The sequence below is a fragment of the Pusillimonas sp. T2 genome (assembly GCF_002236805.1).
In the GTDB taxonomy this organism is placed as follows: Bacteria; Pseudomonadota; Gammaproteobacteria; order Burkholderiales; family Burkholderiaceae_B; genus Neopusillimonas.
Window position 1 is genome coordinate 70,011 of sequence record NZ_NIQA01000005.1, and the last position, 22,896, is coordinate 92,906.

Annotated in this window: 4 protein-coding genes; 1 reads left to right on the top strand and 3 read right to left on the bottom strand. The window is 60.4% G+C overall.

Annotated elements, in window-relative coordinates:
* Positions 1-2: 2 nt before the first annotated feature.
* Positions 3-713: a 4'-phosphopantetheinyl transferase superfamily protein gene (locus tag PuT2_RS10015; protein ID WP_093970911.1), complete on the top strand. Its 711-nt coding sequence runs from the start codon at positions 3-5 to the stop codon at positions 711-713.
* Here the strand turns inward: PuT2_RS10015 and PuT2_RS10020 are convergent.
* The 3 genes from PuT2_RS10020 to PuT2_RS10030 are packed head-to-tail and all read right to left on the bottom strand — an operon-like array spanning position 703 to position 22,879.
* Positions 703-12,597 (bottom strand): hybrid non-ribosomal peptide synthetase/type I polyketide synthase, encoded by an 11,895-nt coding sequence (locus tag PuT2_RS10020; protein WP_093970912.1) that lies wholly within the window; start codon positions 12,595-12,597, stop codon positions 703-705. The genes PuT2_RS10015 and PuT2_RS10020 overlap by 11 nt on opposite strands.
* Positions 12,594-18,989, bottom strand: coding sequence for an AMP-binding protein (locus PuT2_RS10025; protein WP_093970913.1), 6,396 nt, complete (start codon positions 18,987-18,989; stop codon positions 12,594-12,596). The genes PuT2_RS10020 and PuT2_RS10025 overlap by 4 nt, the downstream gene beginning before the upstream one ends.
* Positions 18,986-22,879, bottom strand: coding sequence for an AMP-binding protein (locus PuT2_RS10030; RefSeq protein WP_093970914.1), 3,894 nt, complete (start codon positions 22,877-22,879; stop codon positions 18,986-18,988). Before PuT2_RS10030 ends, PuT2_RS10025 begins: the two co-directional genes overlap by 4 nt.
* Positions 22,880-22,896 lie beyond the last annotated feature (17 nt).

Here is a 22,896-nt window from a genome sequence, read left to right on the forward strand (position 1 = left end):
CGATGGTAACGGTGTATGTGGCGCCGGTACCCGCCCAGATAGCGCCCGAATGGCTGTTGCGACTTTCTGAAGCTGAACTGGCGCGGGCCGAACGGTTTGTGCGTTTGCCTGACCGCCTGTCGTATCTGGCGGCGCATATTTTGCTGCAGGTCGCGCTCGATGCTTATTGTGCCGAGCAGGCGCGCTGGCGTTATGCCACAGACCGATACGGCAAGCCTTATCTGGTCTCGCCTCGTCAAGACATTCACTTTAATCTTAGCCATACCGATGGATATGTCGCTGTCGCGCTGTCGCGGCGCGGCCCCGTGGGCGTCGACATTGAGTCGGATACCCGCGCGGGTGCGTTGCGGGAGATGGACGCGGCCTGGCTGTCGCCCGAAGAGATTTCGGTGCTGACCGCGCTGACGCCCGAGGCCCAGGATGCGCAACGGGTGGCATGGTGGGTGGCAAAAGAGGCCCTGATCAAAGCGGTCGGTCTTGGCCTGCGCATTGCGTTGCCGACTGTTGTATTGGGCGGGAGCCCGATACAGCCGACGCGCTTGCCTGACGCTTTTGCCCAACCGCATGAAGCCTGGCAAGTCTATGTCAAAGCCGGTTTTGGCTACCGGATTGGTGTGGCCGCCTCGTTCGGGCTGAGCGGGACCCGGGCGGTAACGTGGCTGAGCACTGATCTACGCCCGGGCAGCCTGCCAATACCAATGTTTACCCCGTAGCAGACTTTCCCGCTCTGGTCGCAATCACCTGGGTCAGTTCAGATACTGACGATGCAGCGAACAAATCCATCAGCGTTACGTCGTGCCCGGTCGACTCACGAATCTTGCTGATCAGCTGCATAGCGAGTAACGAGTGCCCACCCAAATCGAAAAAGCTGTCCTGAAGTGAGCAGTCGGGCGCGCCCAGCACTTCCCGGAAAAACTGCAGCAGTGTTTGATCCAGGGACGTGTCGGCTGCTGCCGATGAGGTTGTTTTGATCGGGACCTGCTGTGTTTGGGCCGCAGTGGCTGCGTCAGGGTCAGTTAGGTCGTCGCGCAGCCAAGTACGGGTTTGCTTCATTAGCGCTGGAAGATCGTTGACAGCAATTGCGACGCGCGTAAGGCGGGTCTGGAGAACGCGTCGGAGCGCTGCCGGGCCTTCGTCAGCCCGTAAGCCGTGGTCCGGCGGTAAGGGCGGTAAACCCGCCCGACGACGGGCAGCCTCGGTCATGCCCGCACCTACCCAGTCATCCCAGTTAATGGTCACGACATGCCATGGCTGCCGAGCGGCCAAGGCGCTGGCCGCCCCATCTAAATACGCGTTGGCCGCGCTGTAGGCTACCTGGCCGAACTTGGCGGCAGGTAAAAATGACCCCAGCGTTGAGCACAACACGACAAACTGCAGGGGTTGGTTGGCTAATGCGTGTTCTATACCGTGAAGACCGGCAATTTTTGGGGCCAGTACCGTATTGATCGATGTCTGGTCGCGTCGCGCCATGACGCCACCGTAGTCCGCGACACCCGCGGCGTGAACTACCCCATGAATTGGGCCGGCGTGTTGCTGCCAGTTGTGCAGGGCCTGGGCAAAAGCCGTCTCATCGGCCAGGTCAACCGACAGATGGCTGACCCGCGCGCCAAACTGCTCAAGCGAAGCGCGCAGGTCTTGCGGCAAACTGGGTTGCCGCGTGACCAACAGCAAATGAGGTTTATCGACCCGTCGGGCTATGTCTTTGGCAAAGGCTTGCCCCACGCCGCCGGTGGCTCCCGTAATCAACACGGTGGCATGCCGGGGCAGCGGCCATGTATCTCCTTTGGGAACATCGACACGTGTTACCTGCTCAGTCCAGTATTTCCCCTGGCGTCGCGCAACGAACAGTCCCGCGCGCTCGGTTTGCAGCCAGGCATGGATGTCAGCCGCCATTGGCGTGTCGGTGGTCCTTGGCAGGTCCAGTCCGGCAAAACGGTGTTCGGGGAACTCGTGTGCCAATACCTGGAAAGCCGCGATGAGTGCCGCATGGGTCGGGTTGGCGATTTCCTCCATGCCCGTAGACGCGCCGGCATAGGTGATCAGGTCGATGTGCAGGGTAGCGGGGTGACGCTGACGAAGGGTGTCGCGCACGCGCATCAGTATGTCGCTGATGCGTTGTTGGGCCTGCAGGGCATTGTCGTCTGGGCCTGGCGTCGCCAGTATCAGCAGATGTGTGCAGTCATCGCCTACCGTGCCTGCAAGCCCGTCTGAGCTCATGGTGATGTTGACGTGGTAGTCCTTGGATCGCAGGTTGTCGGCCAGTATCTCGGCCGGGTTATCCGATTCGCAGTAAATCTGTATCGGGTCGGCGCGGACATTATCGGCGGCAGGCAAGCGGCAGAGCACCCATTGCGGTGCGTAAAACCAGTCGTCGGGGGCTGGCTTGGATTGCTTGGGCGTTGCCGACGCAGACGACGTAAGGCCCGTTTGGGGGGCGGGCCTGAAAGTTTGATGCGCCCAAGGATAAGGCGGCAGGGCAATGCGTCGGCCCGGCGCTGTATTGAAGGCCTTCCAGTCAATATCGATACCGGCCTCCCACAACTGCGCCGCACTCTGCAGATAGGCCGGCGGGTTAGGCTCGAAGGTGGTAGCTGTGGCGTTGGCCGGTGCGCTGTCCAGCGTGGGCAGAGTGACTAGCCCTTGTCCCCGCGCCAGCAGCGATAGCGCTTGCCCGGGGCCGGCTTCGATGGCCAGCGACGCGCCTTTGTCTTGTAACGTGCGTAGTCCGTCCATGAACTTTACTGGCGCCAGCATATGTTGTGCCCAATAGTCCGCAGAAACGGCCTGTTCAGGTGATATCCATGTGCCGGTCAGGTTGGACACAAATTTGCGGGTTGGACGGTTCAGTGTGCGCGTGCGCAAGAAGGCGCTTAGCCCTTCGGCGGCCGCCGTCATCGCGCGCGAATGGAATGCGTGGGAGGTGCGCAGGCGCTGAACGGCAATGCCTTGTGCCGAAAGCTGTTCTGCGACGGCGCTGACGATCTCGTGCGGGCCTGAAATTACGGCCTGTCGTGGGCCATTGATGGCCGCCAGATCGAGCATGGGGTGAAGGTTCAACACTTGGTTGACCGACGGCTCGTCCAGGGCAACGGCCAACATTGCACCGCCCGGCATGGCTGCCATAAGGCGCGCTCGCTCGGCTACGCTTTCCAGGGCGTCGTCTACCGAAAACACGCCGGCCAGGCAGGCCGCAGTGTATTCCCCCAGTGAGTGGCCCAGCATGGCGTCTGTTTTGACACCGATGGACGACCACCACTGAGCGCATGCCAGACTGATTGCAAAAATAGCGGGTTGGGCAATCCGTGTGTCTTGCCATTGCTCGGGGGTGAGATGGCCGTTGTACAGGGCGTCTTTTAAAGACAGCGATAGCAGCGGCTGCAATCGGTCGGACAAGTCTTCCAGGTGGTCACGAAAGCCTGCATGCTGATGGAACAAGGCGTGACCCATGCCTGGGTGCTGAGCGCCTTGCCCCGGCAGCAGTAGGGCGATCTTCGATGGCTTGCGCGTCGACGCTGTTGGTGTATCGACGCTTTCCAGCATCTGACGCAGTGCGGGACAAGCGTTGGACACAAAGGCTTTGCGTACTTTGAGTCTGGCGCGGCCGCGTTGCAGCGATGTAGCAACATCAGACACGCTTTCGTTCCGGTCGAGTGACGCCAGTCGTTTTGCCAGGTTGCGGGCAACTTGTGGAAGTTGTGTTGCCGTAGCGGCCGAGATCGGTACCAGTTGCCAGGCGGCTTGCGACGATGTCGGCCGGGGTGGCGCATCGGGGCCCTGTTCGAGAATGACATGGGCATTGGTGCCGCCGATGCCGAACGCACTAATGCCGGCCCGTAGCGGGCGGCCTGGGGCAACGAGTTTGCGCCCTTCGCTGACAATATCGAACCAGCGATTCGGGCCGGGGTCGAGCTTAGGGTTTGGAGTTGCAGCGTGCAGGCTGGCTGGCATGAAACCGTGATGCAGGCTGAGCGCAGCCTTGATGAAACCGGCGATGCCGGCAGCGGCGTCGGCGTGGCCGATATTGCTTTTGACGGCCCCGATCAGCAAGGGAGCGTCGCGTTTGCCGTAAACCCGGCCCAGCGCGGTAATTTCAACGGGGTCGCCCAGTGCGGTACCCGTACCGTGTGCTTCGATAAGGTCGACATCGTTGCTGTTTAGCTTGGCCGCCGACAGTGCTGCCTGGATGGCCTTGACCTGACCATCGACGCCTGGCGCGGCGAAGCTCATCTTTCGGGCTCCGTCATTGCTGACCCCAGTGCCTTTGATCACCGCATAAATGCGATTGCCGTCGCGCTTGGCTTGTGAAAGTGGCTTAAGCAGCACTACGCCCATTCCTGCGCCGGGAACAGTGCCGGCAGCGTCAGCCGAGAAAGGTCGGCAATGGCCGTCGGGTGACAGAATCATGCCGGGCTCATATGTATAGCCTTGCTGCTCGGGGTAGGTGACAGCAACGCCGCCCGCGAGCGCCATGTCGCAGCGCCCACTGCGCAGGGCATCGACGGCCTGTGAGACTGCGATCAGCGAGGTCGAGCAGGCCGACTGAACCGTGACGGCGGGTCCGGTGAGGTCGAGCCGATAGGCGACCTGGGTGGCTAGAAAGTCTTTGTCGTTGGCGGTGATGGCATGAAAGCCCGCCGACCCCTCAAGGTTTTCCCCAGCTGGGGCCAGTACTTCTTTCAGCCATGTGTTATGACCGCATCCGGCAAATACGCCCACATGACCACCGGGGACCTCGCCGGCGTCTTCGAAAGCGTTCCAAACCCCTTCCAGAAATAGTCTGTGCTGTGGATCGAGCAACTGCGCGTCGCGTGGACCAATGCCGAAAAACTCGGCATCAAACTGGTCACTGCGGCTAATGATGCCCCGTCGCGGAACGTAATTTTCATGCGTCATCACTTGTGCCGGTACACCCGCGGCCGCCAGGCTGGCCGCGTCGAAGGTATGTATGCCTTCGCGTCCTTCGTACAGCATTTCCCAGAAGGCATCCACCGAATCGGCCCCGGGGAAGCGGCATGCAATGCCGATAACCGCAATGTCGTCGGTTTCGCCATTGGAGGCATGTGCGTCAATGACGGGCTGCTGCGCGGATAACCACGTTGCCAGCCCATGAATGGTGGCGTGCTCGAACAGTACTTTTGTGGGTACGTTGACGTTGAAGGTGTCGCGCAAAATGGGCTGCATTTTGACGAGCAGCAGCGATTGTCCGCCCAGGTCGAAGAAGTTGCGGTGTCTGTCAATGCGGGCTTGGCCCAGCAGTTTGGACCATATGGGTTCAAGCGCCTGAGCCACGACATCGATCAGATTGGCGGGCGTGCGGGTTGCCTGTGCCTGTGTATCGGCGCGTTCGGGGGCGGTTGTAACGTTGTCGTTGGCTGCGGGCAGGGCAGACCAGTCTATCTTGCCATTGGTGGTCAGCGGGATGTGGTCAATGATCTGGAACCGGGTGGGTACCAGGTGCCCTGGCAGGCGGTGACTCAAGCCTTGGCGTAATGCCGCAAGGTCGATCAAGGCGCCCGTTGCAGGTAACACCCAGGCGCATAAAACAGCCTCGTCGGCGGCTGATGTAACTCCGACCAGCGCCTTGTCGATGGGAGCCAGGTGTTCGATGCTGCGTTCTATTTCGCCCGGTTCGACCCGGTAGCCCCGCACTTTTATTTGGCGATCGATACGCCCTATGAAGGTCAGAACGCCGTCGGCGTCAATGCTGACTTTATCGCCCGAATGATAGATTCGGGCGATGCCATCGGGCTGCCATGGGTCGAGGTGGAAACGTTCGGCTGTCAGGTCGGGACGATTCAAGTATCCGGGGCCAACGCCCTCGCCGCCAATGACCAGTTCGCCTTCGCCGCCTGGCGGCACCAGTAAGCCGTCCAGGTCGACGACGTAGGCGCACACATGCGCGGCTGGCTGGCCGATCGGAACCGGGTCGCTGGTGCTTGATACCAGGTGCAAGGTGGCGCATACCGAGGTCTCGCTGGGGCCATAGCCATTGAAAAAGCGCCGCCCGTCGGCCCATTTGGGGATCAGTGCAGCTGGGCAGGCCTCTCCTGCAACGATAATCGTCGTTAACGCGGGCAATGGCCGTTTGGGCAGGGCAATCAGTAAAGAGGGCGGCAGGGTGGCGATGGTAATGGCTTGGCGTGTCAGGTCGTCGAGCAGCTCTTCGCCAAAGCCGACGGCGTTGGGGTTCGGGATATACAGGGTGGCGCCGGCCCCCAGCGCCATGAAAATCTCCCAAATCGAAGCGTCGAACGCCAACGAGGCAAACTGCAGCACCCGATCGGCCGGTTGGGGGCCGATGTGATGTTGCTGGACTCGCAGCATGTTGGCCAGCCCCTGATGGCGGGTGATGGCGCCCTTGGGCTTTCCGGTCGAGCCCGAGGTGTAAATCAGATAAGCAGGCCAATCGGGCGAAATGACAGCGGGTGAGACCTGTGCATTTAAAGCCGGCGTCTCAGGGGGCGGCAATGTGTCGAAAATGATCGGTTGGGTGCTGCGCCCGACGGAGCCTGCGTGGTCGGTCAGTCCGGACTCGGTGACTCGCCAGTTGGCTTGGCTGTCGTCAAGAATCATGGCGACCCGGTCGCTTGGGTAGCTGGCGTCGATGGGGATGGCCATGCCACCGGCTTTCATAATGGCCAAAAGGGCCACGACTGCACGGGCGCCACGGGGCAGATGCAGGGCAACCGTGTCTTTGGGGCGAATGCCTTGGGCCTGTAGTTCTGCGCACAGGGCATTGGTGGCGTGCCTTAATGCGGCATAAGACAATGTCCCGTCGTGTGCGTTTATGGCTGGGTGGTCGGGGATCACGTCGGCCCATTGGTCGACTTGTTCCGGTGCCATGGTGGCGGGCCGTTTCGTATCGGGGCCGTGGGTTACGGCCAGCCGGGAGGCAAGCGTCTCGGCATCGTAAAGCGATAGCGTGTTCAGACGCGCCTCGGGTTGTGTGACCATGCCACGCAACATTTGATGCCAGTGTTGAAGCATCGCCTGGCCCACACGATCGGTTAGACGTGAGGCGTCCCATGCCAGTGTCAGGCCAGCGTCGTTGCCTGTCGTCATGATGGCGGTGACGGCAAAATTGGTTTGCTCCAGCACGGCGCTGACCGACACATTAAGCTCACCAGCGACCAGATTGTCGGGACGAGGGTAATTCTGTACCAGCAACAGCGTATCGAACAAAGGGCTTGCAGACGTGCAGCCTGCCGATTGCAAGATGTCCTCAAGGCCGATGAATGCATGGTCTGCGCGGTCAAACGACTGTTGCCGCAAGGCGTCAAGCAGTGTCCGCAGCGTCATGTCGGGGTGCATGTCGGCCCAGACGGGGACCGTATTGATGGTCATGCCAACCAGGGCGTCTGCGTTCGGAGTTGCGGGTGGTCGGTGCGCGAATGTAATCCCGAACGTGACGGTGTTGCTGTACTGATAGCGGCGCAGCAGCATGGCCCACGAGGCTTGTATCAACACCCCCAACGGAACGCCGTGTTGTCGGCACATGGCGCCCAGCGCATCGCGCATGGCGGGGTCAAGAGTGACCTGGCTGTGCTGTTGTGCTTTGGCGGGCGCGCTGGTGCCGGTTGGCTGCCGGCCAATCAGGGTGGGTGTCGCGTCGGCCAATTTTTGGGCCCACCATTGGCGGGCGGCTGTTGCATCGAGCGCGTCCCAATGCCTGACGAAGTCGGCCCAGTCTGGTGCCTCGGGCAAGCTTGCGGCTTGCCCTGTTGACATGTGGCGGTACAGGGTCATCCACTCTTGCATCAATATCGATACTGACCAGCCGTCCACAATAAGGTGGTGGCAGCTCCAGATCCAGTCGTAGTGCTGCTCGTCACGCCGAATCAGGTGCATGCGCATGAGCGGCGGCTTATGCAGGTCAAAGCCTTTGCGTCTATCCGCTTGTATCAAGGCGTCGAGATAGCTTTGCGCTGTCGCTGGTTCGATACTGCGCCAGTCGTAGTCATGCCAGGGCAGCTCGGCGCTGGCGGCAATATGTTGGAACGGCTGTTCGCTCGCGTCGAAATCGAAACTACAGCGTAGTGCGCCATGTCGAGCCAGCAGTTCAGCCCAGGATTTCTTCAGCGTTTGGGTGTCCAGCGGGCCGGTTAAACGGAAGTGAATCTGGTCGAAATAGGTGTCGGCGTCGTGCAGGCTATGAAGCAAAATGGCATGTTGTAGCGGCGTTACCGGCAGCCGCGTCGCCGGATCGTCGGCATTTTCATCGTTGTCAGCAGGTTCGCGATAGCCGCAGGCATGTGCCAGCCGGGCAATGGCAACCGCGAGCGCATCCATAAGGGCCGCCGCCGCGGCGTCGCTGTCCGGCCCTGCCGCGTAATTGATGGCTAAGCGCAGTCGGCCCGCCACAACGCCGGCGTTCAGCTCTATGCGGTGACTACGTGCCAGGTTGGCTGCAATCGTTGGTCCGGTGTCGGCGTCTACGGGTTGGAAGGCAGCCTGTGTCCAGCCATCGAGTACTCCGACGTAGTTAAGGAGCACATCGGCGGGCGGCAAGGCGGCTAGCGCTGCGGCCGCCGCCGGGTTGTCACCGTACCGCAGCAAGCCGTAACTCAGGCCGTCGTGCGGGCACTGTGCCAAGGCCGACTTCACCTGTGCTGCCATGAGGGCAGGGTCGGTTTGAGCAGGCAGCGTTAGCGGAATGACTGACGTAAACCAGCCTACGGTCTCTGTAATGTCGAGGTCATCGATGGGCATGCCCCGACCATTGCGCTCAAGATCGACTCGTAGCACGCGTCCATGTTGGCTGGCATGCGCCATGGCGAGCGTTGCAAGCAGGGCTTCGTCCATGCGCAAGCCCAGCGCTGCCGGTACTTTGCGCAACAGATGTTGCGTCAAGGCGGGTGGCAGTTCGTGTACATGACTGCGGGCGTCGGCTTCGATGCCGGGGCTGGCCGGCAGCGCCGGCGCCAGACGGTCGGGTGCGGGCGATAGCGAATTTACCCAGAAAGACAGGGCGCCCTGAACTTCGGGGCGTTGGCTGTAGGCCGCTAGTGCTGCTGCCCAGCGACGGTACGGTGTGCCATGGCGATGCAAGGCCGCCGGGTAGCCGTGTACCAGCGACTCGTAAGCGTTTTGCAGGTCGCGCAGCACAACTTGCCACGATAAGACATCAACGCACAGGTGATGCACCGTCAGCATGAGTTGGTGGTCAGTGGGGAATGCGACGGCGGCAACGTTCAAACCCGAAGCAGGGTCCAACCGGGTTTGAGCGTTCTCTAGCGCGTGTTTGCGTTGCTCTGCCCAGTCGGCATCCGGCATATTTGCCGGACGTGTCAGTACTTCAAAGTAAGGCGCGGGTCGATGCGTCGGGATGGTGTACTGTGCTGCTGGGCCCGGGGTCCCGATAACTTGCAGTCCAAACACTTCGTGACACTTGATCACTGCATCAAGGGCTGCTTGCAGCGCGTTCAAATCGACGGGGGTCGGCAGCGCAATAACAACGGCTTGATTAAAGTGTTGCCAGGTGCCGCGCATTTCGCCTTTGAACCACGCCAGTATTGGTGCGGCCCAAACGGGCCCGGTGGCATCGCCGCTCTCGGCCGTACGTGTTTGCGCCATCGCATTTTGGGCAATAGCGCGTACGGTCTGGTGTTCGAAAATGGTTTTCGCAGATAAGTCCAGGCCCGCGCGTCGGGCGCGTGAAATGACCTGAAGGCTGCTGATTGAGTCGCCGCCGAGATCGAAGAAATTATCGTCAGGCCCAATCGCGGTACGCTGTAGAACTTCGCCAAACAAGCGGGCTACCAGTCGTTCTTCGTGGCTATCCAAGGGGACGGAAGCATGGGTTTCGGGGGCCTGCGCGATCTGCACGGCCAAGGCTCGATAGTCGGTTTTGCCTTGGACGGTACGCGGTAGGGCGGCCAGTGAGAGGATCTGGTCGGGGATCAGCACGTCGGGCAGACGATTCTTCAGCAGGTCTTTCAAGCCGGAGGCGGAGCGGCCGCTGATGAACGCAAAAAGGCTGTTGCGTTGTCCGGTGCGATGCACAACGGCGGCCGCTTCGGTAATGCCATCAATTTGTAGCAGCGCGTTTTCCAGCGTGGCCGGTGCGACACGAATACCGCGGATCTTGACTTGCCGGTCGCGTCGACCCAAGCACCATAGATTGCCGTCCAGGCTCATGCGGCCCAGGTCACCGGTGCGCAGCGCGTTTAAGGGTGTCAGTTCGCCTTTGGTGTCCGGAAGGTGCATTAACGCTTTGCCGCGTACGCGGATCTCGCCCAGGCATAGCGGTGGTACGGGCTCATTGTCGGGCCCGACGATGTCTATTTCTACATTATGGATGGGTGCGCCCAGGGGCAGGGTCGACCAATCGGCCGGCACCTGGGTGACTTCAAAGAAACTTGCCGATACCGTCGTTTCAGTCAGGCCATAGCCGCAAAGCAGCGTGCAATGTGGCGCACGCGCCAGCCAGGTGCGGGCAGCCTCTGCCTGCACCGCTTCGCTGCCAGTGATCAGTAACCGCAAAGTGGGGGGCACGTGACCGCCGCCAACCAATAGTTCGTGAACCCAGGTGTGCCAGTAGGCCGCGGGCAGGTTGGCCACACTGATGGCTTGCGTTACTAAAGCTTGTGTAAAAGCCTCGAGATCGCGGGTATGCGTACGGCCCAGTTGTACTAGTGTGGCGCCGGTCAGCAGGCTGGGGACGACCTCTTCAATGAATACGTCAAACGACGGAATGGCAAATTGCAGTACCCGATCTGCGTCACGCAGCCCGAACCGCTGGCTGATATCGAGCGCATGATTCAGCAGACTTTCGTGCGTGATGAAGACGGGCTTGGGTTGCCCGGTAGACCCCGAGGTAAAGCACACATAGGCTGCCTGATCAAGGGCGTTCTTTATCGGCAGTGTTTCAAGCGCAGGCGGGTTTGCGAGTGCCGTCGACAAAACTGACTCGATGCTGGCACAAGCCAGGGCGTCTGTATGGACTGCATCGAGGTCAGGGCTGTCGGAGCCGGTCAGGATCAGGTCGATACTGACGTTGCGTACCCGCTCGGCGATGGCTTCAACAGGTCCAGTCGTCGGTAAAAATACAGCATGGGCGCCAATACGCCAGATGGCCAGCAGCGCCGGGGTCAGTTCTGTCAGGCGCGGGACACAGAGCCCGATGCCAGACCGATGTCCAAGCCCCCGGGCCGTTAGCGCGCGGGCGATGTCATGCGTGCGTGTCAGAAGGTCCGCGACCGATAGGCTCGTGGTCGCATCTTCAATTACGCAGCGATCAGCGGGTAGGGTGTGAAGGCTCCGATTGATCAGGGCGTCGACGGACTCGTTGGGCAGCGCTGTGACGGGACCTTGCCAACGAGCCACACGGATAGGTTCTGGCTGGGGTGTGCCAGCGGTCTGACAACATAAATCGACGTACTGCCGCAAAAATTCGGCAATGGTTTCGGGCTCGAAAAGATCCGGGTCGTATTCCAGATGAGCGACATACGGAAACGCCGGGTCGGTCGAACGTTCGATGCTCAGGTTCAGGTCGACCTCGGGAGCGAGCGGTGTCGATGGCAGAACGGTAATGTCGATGCCCGGCAGTTTCGGGATATCGAGTGCCTGCGCCTGCAATACAAACATGGCCTGGAATAGCGGGTTGCGGTTCAGGTGCCGGCGCGGGTTGAGTGCGCTGACGATCTGGTCCAGCGAAACCGGCGGACGTGCCAGCGTGGTCAGCAGTGTGTGCTTGATGACGTTGACGCGGGCGGGCAGCGCGTCTTCCGGCTCGAACTGCAGTCGCAACGGCAGCGTTCGGACCATAAACCCCACCATGTCTTGCTCTTGACTTGTCTGGCGCGTAGACACCGGGCAGCCAATGACGATGTCGGCGTCACCACTCCAGCGCTGTAACAGCTCGGCGTAGGTCGCCAGATACACCATAAAGGGAGTGACGCCCAGCGATCGGGCAACCTGGGTCAGGTCGGCGGATGCAGGGAGTGGCCGACTGATCATGGCACCTTGGGTGCCCCGCTCTGCTGGTCGTGGGTGATCTAGCGGCAGATTGATTTCGGCGGGTGCGTCTTCAAGTATTTTGCACCAGTCGGCCAAGGCCTGGGCATCGGGGGCAGTTGGGGCAGACTCGTGTAGCCGGTCGGCAAACTGTAGCGCTTTACCAATGGTCTGGCTTTGCAACGCGGCAAAACAGTCATTGATGACAATGGCCATCGATGTCCGGTCAGCAATGATGTGATGAATTAAAAAGGTAAGTTGATTGTGCTTGCCCAGAGGTTGAAGCATGACCCGAAACAGTCGGTCGGTGGGTAAAGTCCGAGGCGTTTCTGCGGTACAGCGTTCCAGTGCGGGTAGCGTCGAGTTAAGTGTCAGCCACGGCGTGTTGTCTTCTTCGACCAGTTGCGCGGACAAAATACCGTGTTTATCGACAACTGCGGCGACGGCACGGCTCAGGGCGTCGGTGTCAATCGGGCCACGCAATTCGAATGAGGCCTGCAGCACGAACCCTTGAGCGTTTTGGCTGAGCTTGTCCAGAAACCACAATCGCACTTGCTCTGGATTTAGCTTGAGTTTTGTTGTGGCTTGAGTGGCGGTAATGTGTTTCCCGGGCTGTGGGCCCTCGGGCAGCGACTGCATCATGAAGCTCCGTAGGTGGCGTTACGCCGCTCGTGCAGGTAAGCCGCCATTTCGTCGATGGTGGGGTGCCCAAAGATTTCGCCAATGGGCAGGGTCAGGCCAAAGGCGGCCTCAAGGCGTTCGTGTAGTTTTACGGTCAGCATCGAATGCCCGCCATAGTCAAAGAAACTGCGGTCGCGTTCGATATCGTCACGCTTAAGCAGCGCTTGCCAGCACGCTTCCAGAAAATCGCCAATATCACTTTCGTCATCTAAGGCGTACTGGATAGAGGGGGTGTTGGCGCGGGTTTCTGTGACCAAGTCTATTGGGTCGTTTGTCTCAAGCGCCAGTACTTCAGCGCTGGCGGGCGTTTGCGGCACATTGGCGGTCGGGTCCGGTAAGGCTGACCAGTCGGTTTTGCCGTTGGCGTTGAGTGGCAAGGCGTCTAAAAAGATCCAGCGCCCGGGCAGGTAGGCGGTAGGAAGCCGCTGTTGTAGCCACTGTCGCAAATCGTCGTCGGTGGTGTCTTGGGTGAGTCGTACGACCCACGCTACGATTTGCTTGTCGTTGTGGCTGTCGGGGCGCGTTCCCACAGCTGCCTGCGAAACGCCGGGATGCGCGCGCAGGTTGATTTCGATTTCTTCAGGGTCAATGCGTTGCCCACGAATTTTGATCTGGCGATCTTTGCGGCCCAATATCCATACGTGCCCGTCATGATCCATCCAGGCCTGGTCACCGGTGCGGTAGGCCCGGCAGGTGGCGCCAAAAACCGATGTTGTTTGAAATGCTGCGGATAGTGTCTGTGCGTGCCCGTGATAGCCGTCGGTAACCTGGGGGCCGGCAATCAAGAGTTCGCCGGGCATGCCGCACAGTACCGGTCGGCCAGCCTCATCGACGATAGCCAGTTGGTTGCCGGCAATGGCCTTGCCCAGTGCGCCGGGCTGCAAACCTGGGCGGTAGCGGGCCAAGGTAGCCGTGACTGTAGCTTCGGTGGGGCCATAGGCAATGTCGACTTGCCCCTGCTTTGACCAGGCCAAAAGGGTAGGTTCCGGGCAAATCTCGCCGCCGACAATCACGTGCCGCAGCGAAGGGTGGGGCTGTGCAGGCGTGGCATGCAGCACTGCGGCGGGTACTTGCATATGAGTGATGGCATGGCGTTCGATCGCCTGGTTCAGCGAGTTGCCCGGCATGACATCGTGCTGCGGCAATACCACCAGATGGGCACCGCAGGCCCAGGCCATGGCGATGTCCGACAGAGCAACATCGAATGCAGGCGCTACGACTTGCAGTATGCGGTTGCCCGGTGCCAGCGTGTAGTGGGTGGCAAGACTCTGCCCCAGCCGGATCAGCGCGTCGTGACGCACCGGCACGCCCTTGGGCTTGCCGGTCGAGCCCGATGTGTACACTATCGCGGCGACCGGGTTGGCGGGTATTGCCGTATTGGCGGTGTCCGGGAAAGCAGGGTTTTGCTGGGCGGCAATGCCTTCTTTGACGAGGGCTAGGCCGTCGAGGGCCGGGTCGTCCAGCCACAGCGTTACCCCGGCGTCTTTGACGATGAAATCAATGCGCTCTGTTGGCCATAATGGGTCGAAAATGACGACGGTGGCGCCGGATTTCCAGAGGGCCAGGAGCGTTGTGAGCCATCGGGTTGAGCGCGTTGCGCACAGCCCAGCGACGGCCGGTGTGCCGTAGGCTTTGCGAATTGCCTCGGCCATTTGATCGGCCTGCGTATTCAATTGTGCCGCAGTCAACTGACTTAAGTCATCACTGGTAAGAATCAGGTCAGGGCAAGATTGCGCCAGGGTCGTGATCAGGTCGTTTAGTCGTAGCGATGTTGCCGGTACGGCATCTGCCATGCCCGACAGCGCCAGGTGATGGCGCATGCCCGTACCCCAGGGCGACGCGCTCGAGTTCCCGTTTTCAAAGTGCGCTGCCGTGGCAGCCTGGTTTAGCAAGTGTCCCAGAAGGTCGGCCAACGTTCGGGCAAATGTGCCCTGAATCCGTCCGCTGTCATATTCAATGTCGAATGTGGTGCCGTTGTCGCCGTCGGCCCTGATGATCAGTGCAATGTCGACGCGGGCCTGGGTGGCGCGTGCTTGCCCCAGGCATTCGACCGCCAGTCCGGGAATATCCAATGTCCAGTCGAAATCTTGTTCGGGGACGATCATGACTTGCAGGTCGTCGCCGTCATCGTCAAGCCCTTTCCAGCCTTGATCCTGAAGCCAGAAAGTCGGGACGTCCTGGAACTCGATCGCCTGCAGAAACTGCTGACGTATGGTGTCCAGGGTTTGAGCGTGCGATGTTGCCTGCGCTGTCGCATCGAAACGCCCCAGCACCGTGTTCGCTAAAAAGCCGACGGTGTTCTCCCACTCCGGGCGATGTCGCCCGGCCTCGGGAAAGCCAATAATCACCGGGCCGTTCTGTGTGTTGAACTGCTGTAGCGCGACGGTGAGTGCATACAGGCCGATGATAAAGGGCGTGACATGTTGAGCGCTCGGTGCATGGTGTGAGCCCGACAGCCGAGCGACGGCCAGTCGCGCCAATGGGCCGCCCCGTTTGACGCCGCGGGCAACGGGTGGACAGCGCGGGCAGGCGGCTGCGGCCAGGTAGTCGCGATAGGCCCCCAGCTTTGAGGAAATGTCCGGCATCAGCGCCGACTGCTCGCGGGCTACATCGTCAATGCCGGCGGGTGCGCTGGCAGGCAATATGGTGTGCCCCGGCGATGACAGGTATATCTCGGCCAGGTCGCGTGTCAGTCTTTCGCTGGACCAGCCGTCTAGCATCGCGTGGTGGGCCACCATAAACAGATAAGTTGTATTGTTGGCGGCCGTGCAAATGTCGACCCGGATCAAGGGTTCGTCGGGCAGCGAAAAGGGGATCTGCGCCAATTGGTCACGATACGTCCGCGCCGCCTCATCATCCATGGCTGGGTCGTGACGTACGGTAACGGGTAGTACAGTGCCCGGAGGCAGGGTCAGTTGTGACCACTGCCCCAGCTCAAGCACCAGGTGAGTGCGCAGGGCGGCGTGGCGGTCAGATAGTTTCTGTAGGGTTCCAACTAACAGGGCCACGTCGGGGACGTTGTCGAAACGATGCGCAATCGCAAGGTTATAGGCAGTACGGCTCGGGTTAGCTACGTATTCTCGAACCAGCCATTGCTGGTTAAACGTGAGTGGCGCGCGTTGCGGCTGGGTCGCGGGCAGTGGCTTTGGCGGTGTTTCTGAGGGTGGGGCTGCTTTGGCGCTTGACTGTAGCCGCACGCCTAGATGGCGCAAGCGTTCGGCAATACCGGAAAGAGTAGGGGTTTCGAACAGCCACCGAGCCTGCGCGGTCACGCCTGTCGCACGCTGTAGCGTGTTCATGGCCATAATGGCTTTTAAAGAGGTCCCCCCCTGGTCGAAGAAGTGGGCGTGACGGTGAGCGATTGAGCGTCCTAATACGCTTGACCATTGCTGGGCAAGCATGCGTTCGATGTCGTCTTGCGGCGCTTCGTGTGTGACCTCGCTTTCGGAGCCCTGGCTGTCGATGGCCAACTGGGCTATACGTGCATCGTCGGTTTTACCGGTTGGGCCGGCCGGCAGCGTGTCCAACCATATAAACCGTGTCGGGATTGCGGCGCGCGGCAATCGGCTTTGCATCCACGCACGAAGTTGCGCCTGATCAAGTGGGGCACGCCCAACGACGGCGGCCGCCAGCCAGGGTCGGTCGTTCGGGTCGACCAGTACGACACGGCAAGCATCGATGCCGGGGTACGCACTCAGGGCGGTTTCGATCTCGAGTGCGTCGATACGCACACCCTCGAGTTTGAACTGACGGTCTTGGCGGCCAAGCAGCACGGTGGGACCCTGCGGTATTTTTATGGCCGAATCGCCGCTTAAAAAGGCGCGCTGCCCGCCGAAGGCCGGTAAGGCGCAAAAGCGCTGCTCGGTCAGTTCGGGCGTGTCGAGATAGCCTTCTGCAAGGCCGATACCACTGATGGCGAGTTCTCCGGGGAAGCCGTCGGGCACGGCATGGCCAGTGCTGTCGACGAGGGCCATTGCCATGCCGGGCAAGGGCTCGCCGATATCGCAACGGGCGCCCATAGGTCGTCGCATTTCGGCCCAGCTGGCGTCAGCGGTGACTTCGGATGATCCATAGATATTGATCAGACGGCAGTCAGGTAATCGGTCGAGCAACTGGCCTGCGAGCGTAGGATGCAGTGACTCGCCGCTACTGGTGCAAAGCCGCAAATGTCTTAATTGGATGTCGATATTATCGACATGCTCCAGCATCGCCTGCAGTAGGGTGGGTACGGCTACCAGACGCGTCACCCGGTGCTGATCAATCAGGTGAGCCAGAGCAACAGGGTCAGTGGCGATGTCATCCGAGGCGATAGCCAAGGGTATGCCGGCGCATAGTGGGCCGAGCATTTCGGCAAATACGTCAACAAACCCAGGGGATGTTTTCAGGCAGGCGATATCGTTAGGCTGTGCAGGAAACGTTTGCCGATACCAGCGCAGCCGGTTAAGCAGTGCGCTTTGCGTGCAGACAACGCCTTTGGGTGTGCCGGTTGAGCCCGATGTAAAGGCGATGAAGGCGGTAGGTACAGCGCCTGTCGTCGGCGCCGGCGCGGTGCCGGACTCGGGCGTTGTAGAGGGTATTGCCGGATGAAGGATAGCGACGTTGTCCCCGGTTGGGGGCGGGTTGTCGGGGGGCGCGATAATGAGCGCCGGCCGAGCGACTGACAAAATGTGTTGTTGTCGCTTTGCGGGGTGCGCTGGGTCGAGCAAGATCATGACGCCACCGACCTTCAGGCACGCGAGTACTGCGGTGACCAAGTCGCTTGAACGAGGTAGCCAAAGGGCGACTTTGCAACCCAAGTAAAACGAAGGGTGGTTGGCAATGCGCATCGCCAGTGCATCAATCCGGCGCACCAGCTCGGCATTTTCGATGGCGTGTTCGCCATCGATCAGTGCGATTTGGCCGGGTTTCGCCATCGCCTGTTGCATGAAGTCATCGAAGACGGTTGCTTCGGCATTATCTGATAACGCTGTGACGACGGCGTACTGCTTGGTCGACAGTGCGCAAGCGCTGACTGGCGCCGTTTGGTTTTGAGGCTCAAGGGCCCACTGCACCAGGGTCGACCACGCTTGCACAAGTATTTGGGCGAAGCCCTGAGGAAACTGCCCTGAGCGGCATTCGATTACTGTGTCGAAGCCGTCATTCTCAATAATTTCAATGACAAGGTCGGTCCGTGGGGTCGCCATTGGCAGTGGCGATGCCTGGGCCAGGGTGACGTCGAGCCGAGGCAGAACATTGAACATGATTTGCGCCAAGGGCGGTTTGCCCGGCTGGCGCTCGGGTTTGACCGTCTCAACAATGTGTGCAAAACCAAGGTTTGCGTGCGCAAGGTCTTGTGCAACCTGTTGTTGCAGGGCGAGCAAGGCGTTTGGGAATGTCGCGTGAGGGTCTGGGTGGCAGCGCAGGGGCACTAGGTCGCTCAGGCAGCCGACAACATGTTCGGCGCCCGGTCGGTTTCTGTTGGTCAGCGTAGTTGCAATAACGACTTCGGCCTGGCGTGACAGGCGCAACAACACATAAGTCAGTGCCGTCAGAAAGAAAAAATAGGGCGTGGTCTTAAGTTGATGGCAGGCGCTACGCAGTCGATTGGCTTGTTCCGCGCTTAGCGTGGCCCGAAAGGCATCGTAAGGTGTTTCGCAGTCGTGCTTGAATAACGTGACCGGCGCCTGGAAATAGGCGGGTGCGTTTTGCAGCCGTTCGCGCCAATAGGCTTGCAAGGCTTGTGTCTCTGCGGCTTTGGCCGGCCTTGCGGCCGGACTAAAGTCGCGGGGTTGCAAGGGGGCTGGCGTTGCGGGCGACATGCCCTGCAAGTGTTGTATGAGCTCATTGGCCAGCGTTTGAATACCGAACCAGTCGCAGATGGCATGGTGCATCAGCCACACCACGCCGCAACATTGCTCGCCCTTGATAATTGGAAAAATGCGCCAGTTATCATTCAAATTGATAGACAGGCTTTGCGATGACATCAGGCCGTGCAGTTCGGACGCTGAAGGCGCGAGCAGTGGCGGGCCGAACTCAAAGGTGACTTGGGCAGGAGGGATAACCTGCGCATAGATGACACCGTTCTGGGGCTCGTGCCGCGTACGCAGCGCTTCGTGTCGCAAGACCAGGGCCTGCACAGCCTTGTTTAATTGCGATACGGTGCACGGCTGGAAAAACTCTAAATGCAGGCCCAGGCAGTTCACCAGCGCATTGCCTTCCAGAGACTCCTGCAGCCACATGCGCTGCACCGGGCTCGCGACGGCCCAGGGTGTTGCGCCGTCTGGCGTGCCGTGCGTGTCGTGCTGTTTAAGCAGGCCTTTTTTTTGCAGCAAGGCCTGCAGTGCCTGGTGGTTTTGTGATGAAAGCTGCTTCATGGGGCCAATGCGTCGGGCGGCGGTTCAACGCCGTCTATCACTTGGCTTAAATGGGCGATGACGGTGTCAAAGAGTTCGAGGTCAGTGGTCTGCTTGCGCAGGTAGTGAGCCAATGCGTTCGGAGTTGGGTGCTGGAATATGGCCGCGACCGGAATTTCGGTGAAAAACCATTCTGAAAGCTGGGCCGCCAATTGGGTGGCTTTTACCGAGTCGCCGCCAACCAGAAAAAAGTCGTCGTCGACGCTGGGTGTGCCGATGTCGATGGCTGCGGCAATAAAGCTCGCAATACACGGCGCTGCCGGGTCGTTGGTGGTGGCCTTGGTTTGCAGTGTGGATTGACCTAAACGTGCGAGATCAAGCAAACCTTCGGAGGTGCGCGGCGCCCCTTTTGTGCTGTAAACAGGCATCCAGCGTGCGGCCTCATGAGCGTCGGGCAGGCAGACTGCGCCCGCATGAGGCGCCCAGGCAGACGGTTCGAGCATTGGTGTTGCCGGGCGGATGGTACGCCAGGCGTTTTGAGGGTGTTGGTCGTCGAGGCCGGCGCAAATGACGCCTCCGGGGGCTGATAATGCCCACTGGATGATGGCGCGCCCGGCTGTCGGCTGGACGGGAAGTAAGCCGTCGTTGGCCAGTAGTGCTGCGTTCGTGCGTGCCCGGCTTAGACCGGTGTCGTCCCAAGCAGAAAAAGCCACGACTGTCGGGGCGGGCCCCGCGCTTCGTCCGGCCTGTGCCTGGGCGATAAACGCCGCCTGCTGCGCAGCATAGCTTTTGATGCGCGCCCCGTTGACGCCGGCCACCGAGCTGACGACCAGCAGCTTTAGTTTGGCTTTGTCGCATGCCAGGGCGTTTAGCGCGTTTAGCGTGCCCGTCGTGGCATCCAGGCCAGTCTGAAACTGCGCGTCGTCCCAGTGTTCGTCGCCCGATAGGTCGACGCCGGCGGCATGCACAGCACCTTGCAATACTGTACCGCTCAGGCGCTCGGCCTCGTTGACTTCGTTGCTAAGTGCCTGGGCGTCTGACACATGGGTGTACCTGACCCATCCTCCTTGGCTAAGCCGATCAAGCCGTTGCTGTTTTTCTGCTGACAGTTGTGTGGCGGGCGTTGTCCCTGTGACGATCAGGCTTGCTCCCAGCGATTGGAGCGCCAGGCAGCATTGTTCACCGACGCCGCCCAGCCCCCCGGCGACCAGCCATAGCTCCGATTCCGAAGGGGGTCTCTTGGGTGGCAGCTCGGTTATTGGATTGAGCCTGGGCGCCAGAAACTGCCCTTGGCGCCAGGCCAGCAGCGGTTCGAAATGTGAAGGCGCGCTGAGCGCTGTCTCGGCCTGCGCGATAGGGGGCAAGTCGACCAGCGACCAGATAACCGGGTCTTTGGCAAGGTTGAAGCTGCCAACAAGACCCGAAAGCGTTGCGGCTTCGTCGTCGATGGCGTCTTCTGGCCCGCTAAAAACACTTTTGGTGGCAACAATACGAATGTGCCACGGGCCGTTGCCCTCTGGCGTATCGTCTTCGCGTATGGCGTGGGCGAAGGCTTGCAGAAGGTCGTATGTCGACCCTTTGCGCAATGCGCTGTCTTGTAGCCGTGGGCGCAGATCGATAACGAGTAATTTTTGAGTGGCGGCGGCAAAGGCGCCCAGCAAATGTTGCAGCGGGTTGTTCTGTGCCGTGTCGGGCGCAACGATGACGTATGCCGTGACCGGCAGCGTTTGGCGGTGGTCGTGTACTGGCGCCCAGACTTGACGATGAAGTGCAACGCGATGTTGTTGTGCAGCCGCCAGGGCTTGCAAACGGGCCAGTGTGGTATTGAAGTGACCGGCTTCGAATTGTTCGCGTAGCTCACGCTTTACGATTTTGCCGATAGGCGTCCGCGGAAAATCGGCGGATTTCAAGGGTACAAAATGGTCGGCTGATATGGCGTGTGTTAAACGCAAGGCGTCGCGCATGGCCCCGATAACAGCCGATACAACCGGAGGGGTGTCCAGCCCCGATTCAGGGTAGGTCGAGAAGAACACGGCGATTTCTTCGGTGCTCGCCCCTGGCGGCCTGACTGGTACAACAGACAGGCAGGTCGGGTCGACGCCGGAAACTTTTGCCAACGTGTTTTCCAGCTCGTGAGCAAAGACGGTCACTCCCCTGACGTTCAGGGTGTCTTTTAAACGCCCGGTCAGGTATAGCTGGCCGTCGGCGATAAAACCTGCATCACCGCAATCAAACCATTCCGATCCGTTAACGCGCGCGCTATCGGGGGGTAAACCGAAATAGCGTGTCAGAAGCTGGGGTGAGCAGATCTGGATTTGACCGATCTCGCCTTCGGTAAGTGCCTGGTTGTCGTCGTCTACGACGCGGATTTTTGCGCCGGGAACTGCCGGCCCGAGGCTGCTGAAGGCCCCGATGGTGCTGCCCAAATGCCCGCAAGAGATAGCGGCGCAGGTTTCCGACATACCGAATGTCGGGACCATCGTGCTGGCCCGCATGCCATGTCTTGCCAGTTCGTTCACACATTTAAGCAAGGCCAGTTCATTGACGGCCTCGCCGCCGTTGAAGATGTGCCGCAAGCTGCTTAAGTCGTATGTTCGAGAGGTGGCGCGCGCAGCCCGCCCCAGAAGTTCGTAGACAAAGTTGGGCGACCAGGTGATGCTGACTCTGCAGGCGTCGACCAAGGCCAGCCAGCGCTCGGGCTTGCCCAGAATGTAGCCAATGTCGGCATGAACTTGGTTCGCACACAGTGCGGTCGCACCCAAAACGACGAAGGCCAACCCCCCGATATGATCGCGAGGCATCCAGTTCAGGAACACGTCGTTGGTCGTGGCTGCGCAGCGTTGGCGCTGCACGCCGGCCACCATGCTTAACAACGCACGATGACTTTGCATGACGCCTTTGGGCACACCGGTGCTGCCGGATGTCATGATGATCAGGGCGATGTCGTCGGGTTGGGCAGTGTAAATACGTGCCTGGCTAGCCTGCGTTTTTAACAGGGCTTTTATGGTGACGACGCACTGTGCGCTGAATGCCGGAATGTGTGCGCGTTGCGCGGCTGAGGCATCGTCGATGAGCAATATGGGGCCGTCTAAAACCTGGCTCACCGCCTGAAGCCGCTGGTAGGCGGTGTGGTCAGCTTGCGCGTCGGGCAGTTCGATGGCACTGGCATACAGGCCACCCAGAATAGCGGCCCACAGGCCGGTAATGAGCACTTCGGCATCGTTGCTGGCAATCAGCAGCGTGTCTGTGGGTTGCAGCCCGGCGTGTTGTAGCCCGGCAAGCACACATTGGGCCTGCTGAAAAAGTTTGGGGTAGCCAATACGTTTGACCTGGCCGTCGGGCAGGTAAATGACAACCTCGCCGGTCGATGTCGCGGCGCGTTGGATGGCCTCGGTACAGGTGGCTGGCAGGTCATTGGGCCAGACAAGCGGCCCGCCGTCGCTGATGGCCGGCTGGTTGCTACGTGACTGACCAATGACGGACGGGACAGGCGTGTGCTCGTCGGGCGTTTCGAGTGCGTTGTCGGCATAAATTGGCCCCAACGAAATGCGGGTGCCGATGGGTCGGGTGAGCGTGATGGCAACGTCTTGGGTGCCATTTTGTTGCACAAGCGCTTCGCACGCCTGACTGAGCGCGCTCGGCGTCCAGAGAGGCAAGGCGTTGGGTTCGGTATCCGATGGCGTCTGTGTGGTGGCCACAAGGTGCGCATTGGGGCCGACCCAGTCGGGTGGGTGTCGTGCAACGTCAAGGCTGGCGGGCCCACTGAGCCAGTAAATGTGTTTTGGGCCGTCGTTAAGCACAACCTGCTCGCCAACCACATGATGGATGCCTGGCAACTGGTTAAGTCGTTGCGCGACATCAATTGCATCTGCATCGGTCGGGTTGCGATCGAAAGCGTGTGGCGCAGACATGTGGAGGACCTCGGGTG

Excerpts from the sequence above, each read along its gene's own strand:
- PuT2_RS10015 (WP_093970911.1), top strand. The coding sequence starts at position 3 with ATGGTAACGGTGTATGTGGCGCCGGTACCCGCCCAGATAGCGCCCGAA.
- PuT2_RS10020 (WP_093970912.1), bottom strand. The coding sequence starts at position 12,597 with ATGATGCAGTCGCTGCCCGAGGGCCCACAGCCCGGGAAACACATTACC.
- PuT2_RS10025 (WP_093970913.1), bottom strand. The coding sequence starts at position 18,989 with ATGAAGCAGCTTTCATCACAAAACCACCAGGCACTGCAGGCCTTGCTG.
- PuT2_RS10030 (WP_093970914.1), bottom strand. The coding sequence starts at position 22,879 with ATGTCTGCGCCACACGCTTTCGATCGCAACCCGACCGATGCAGATGCA.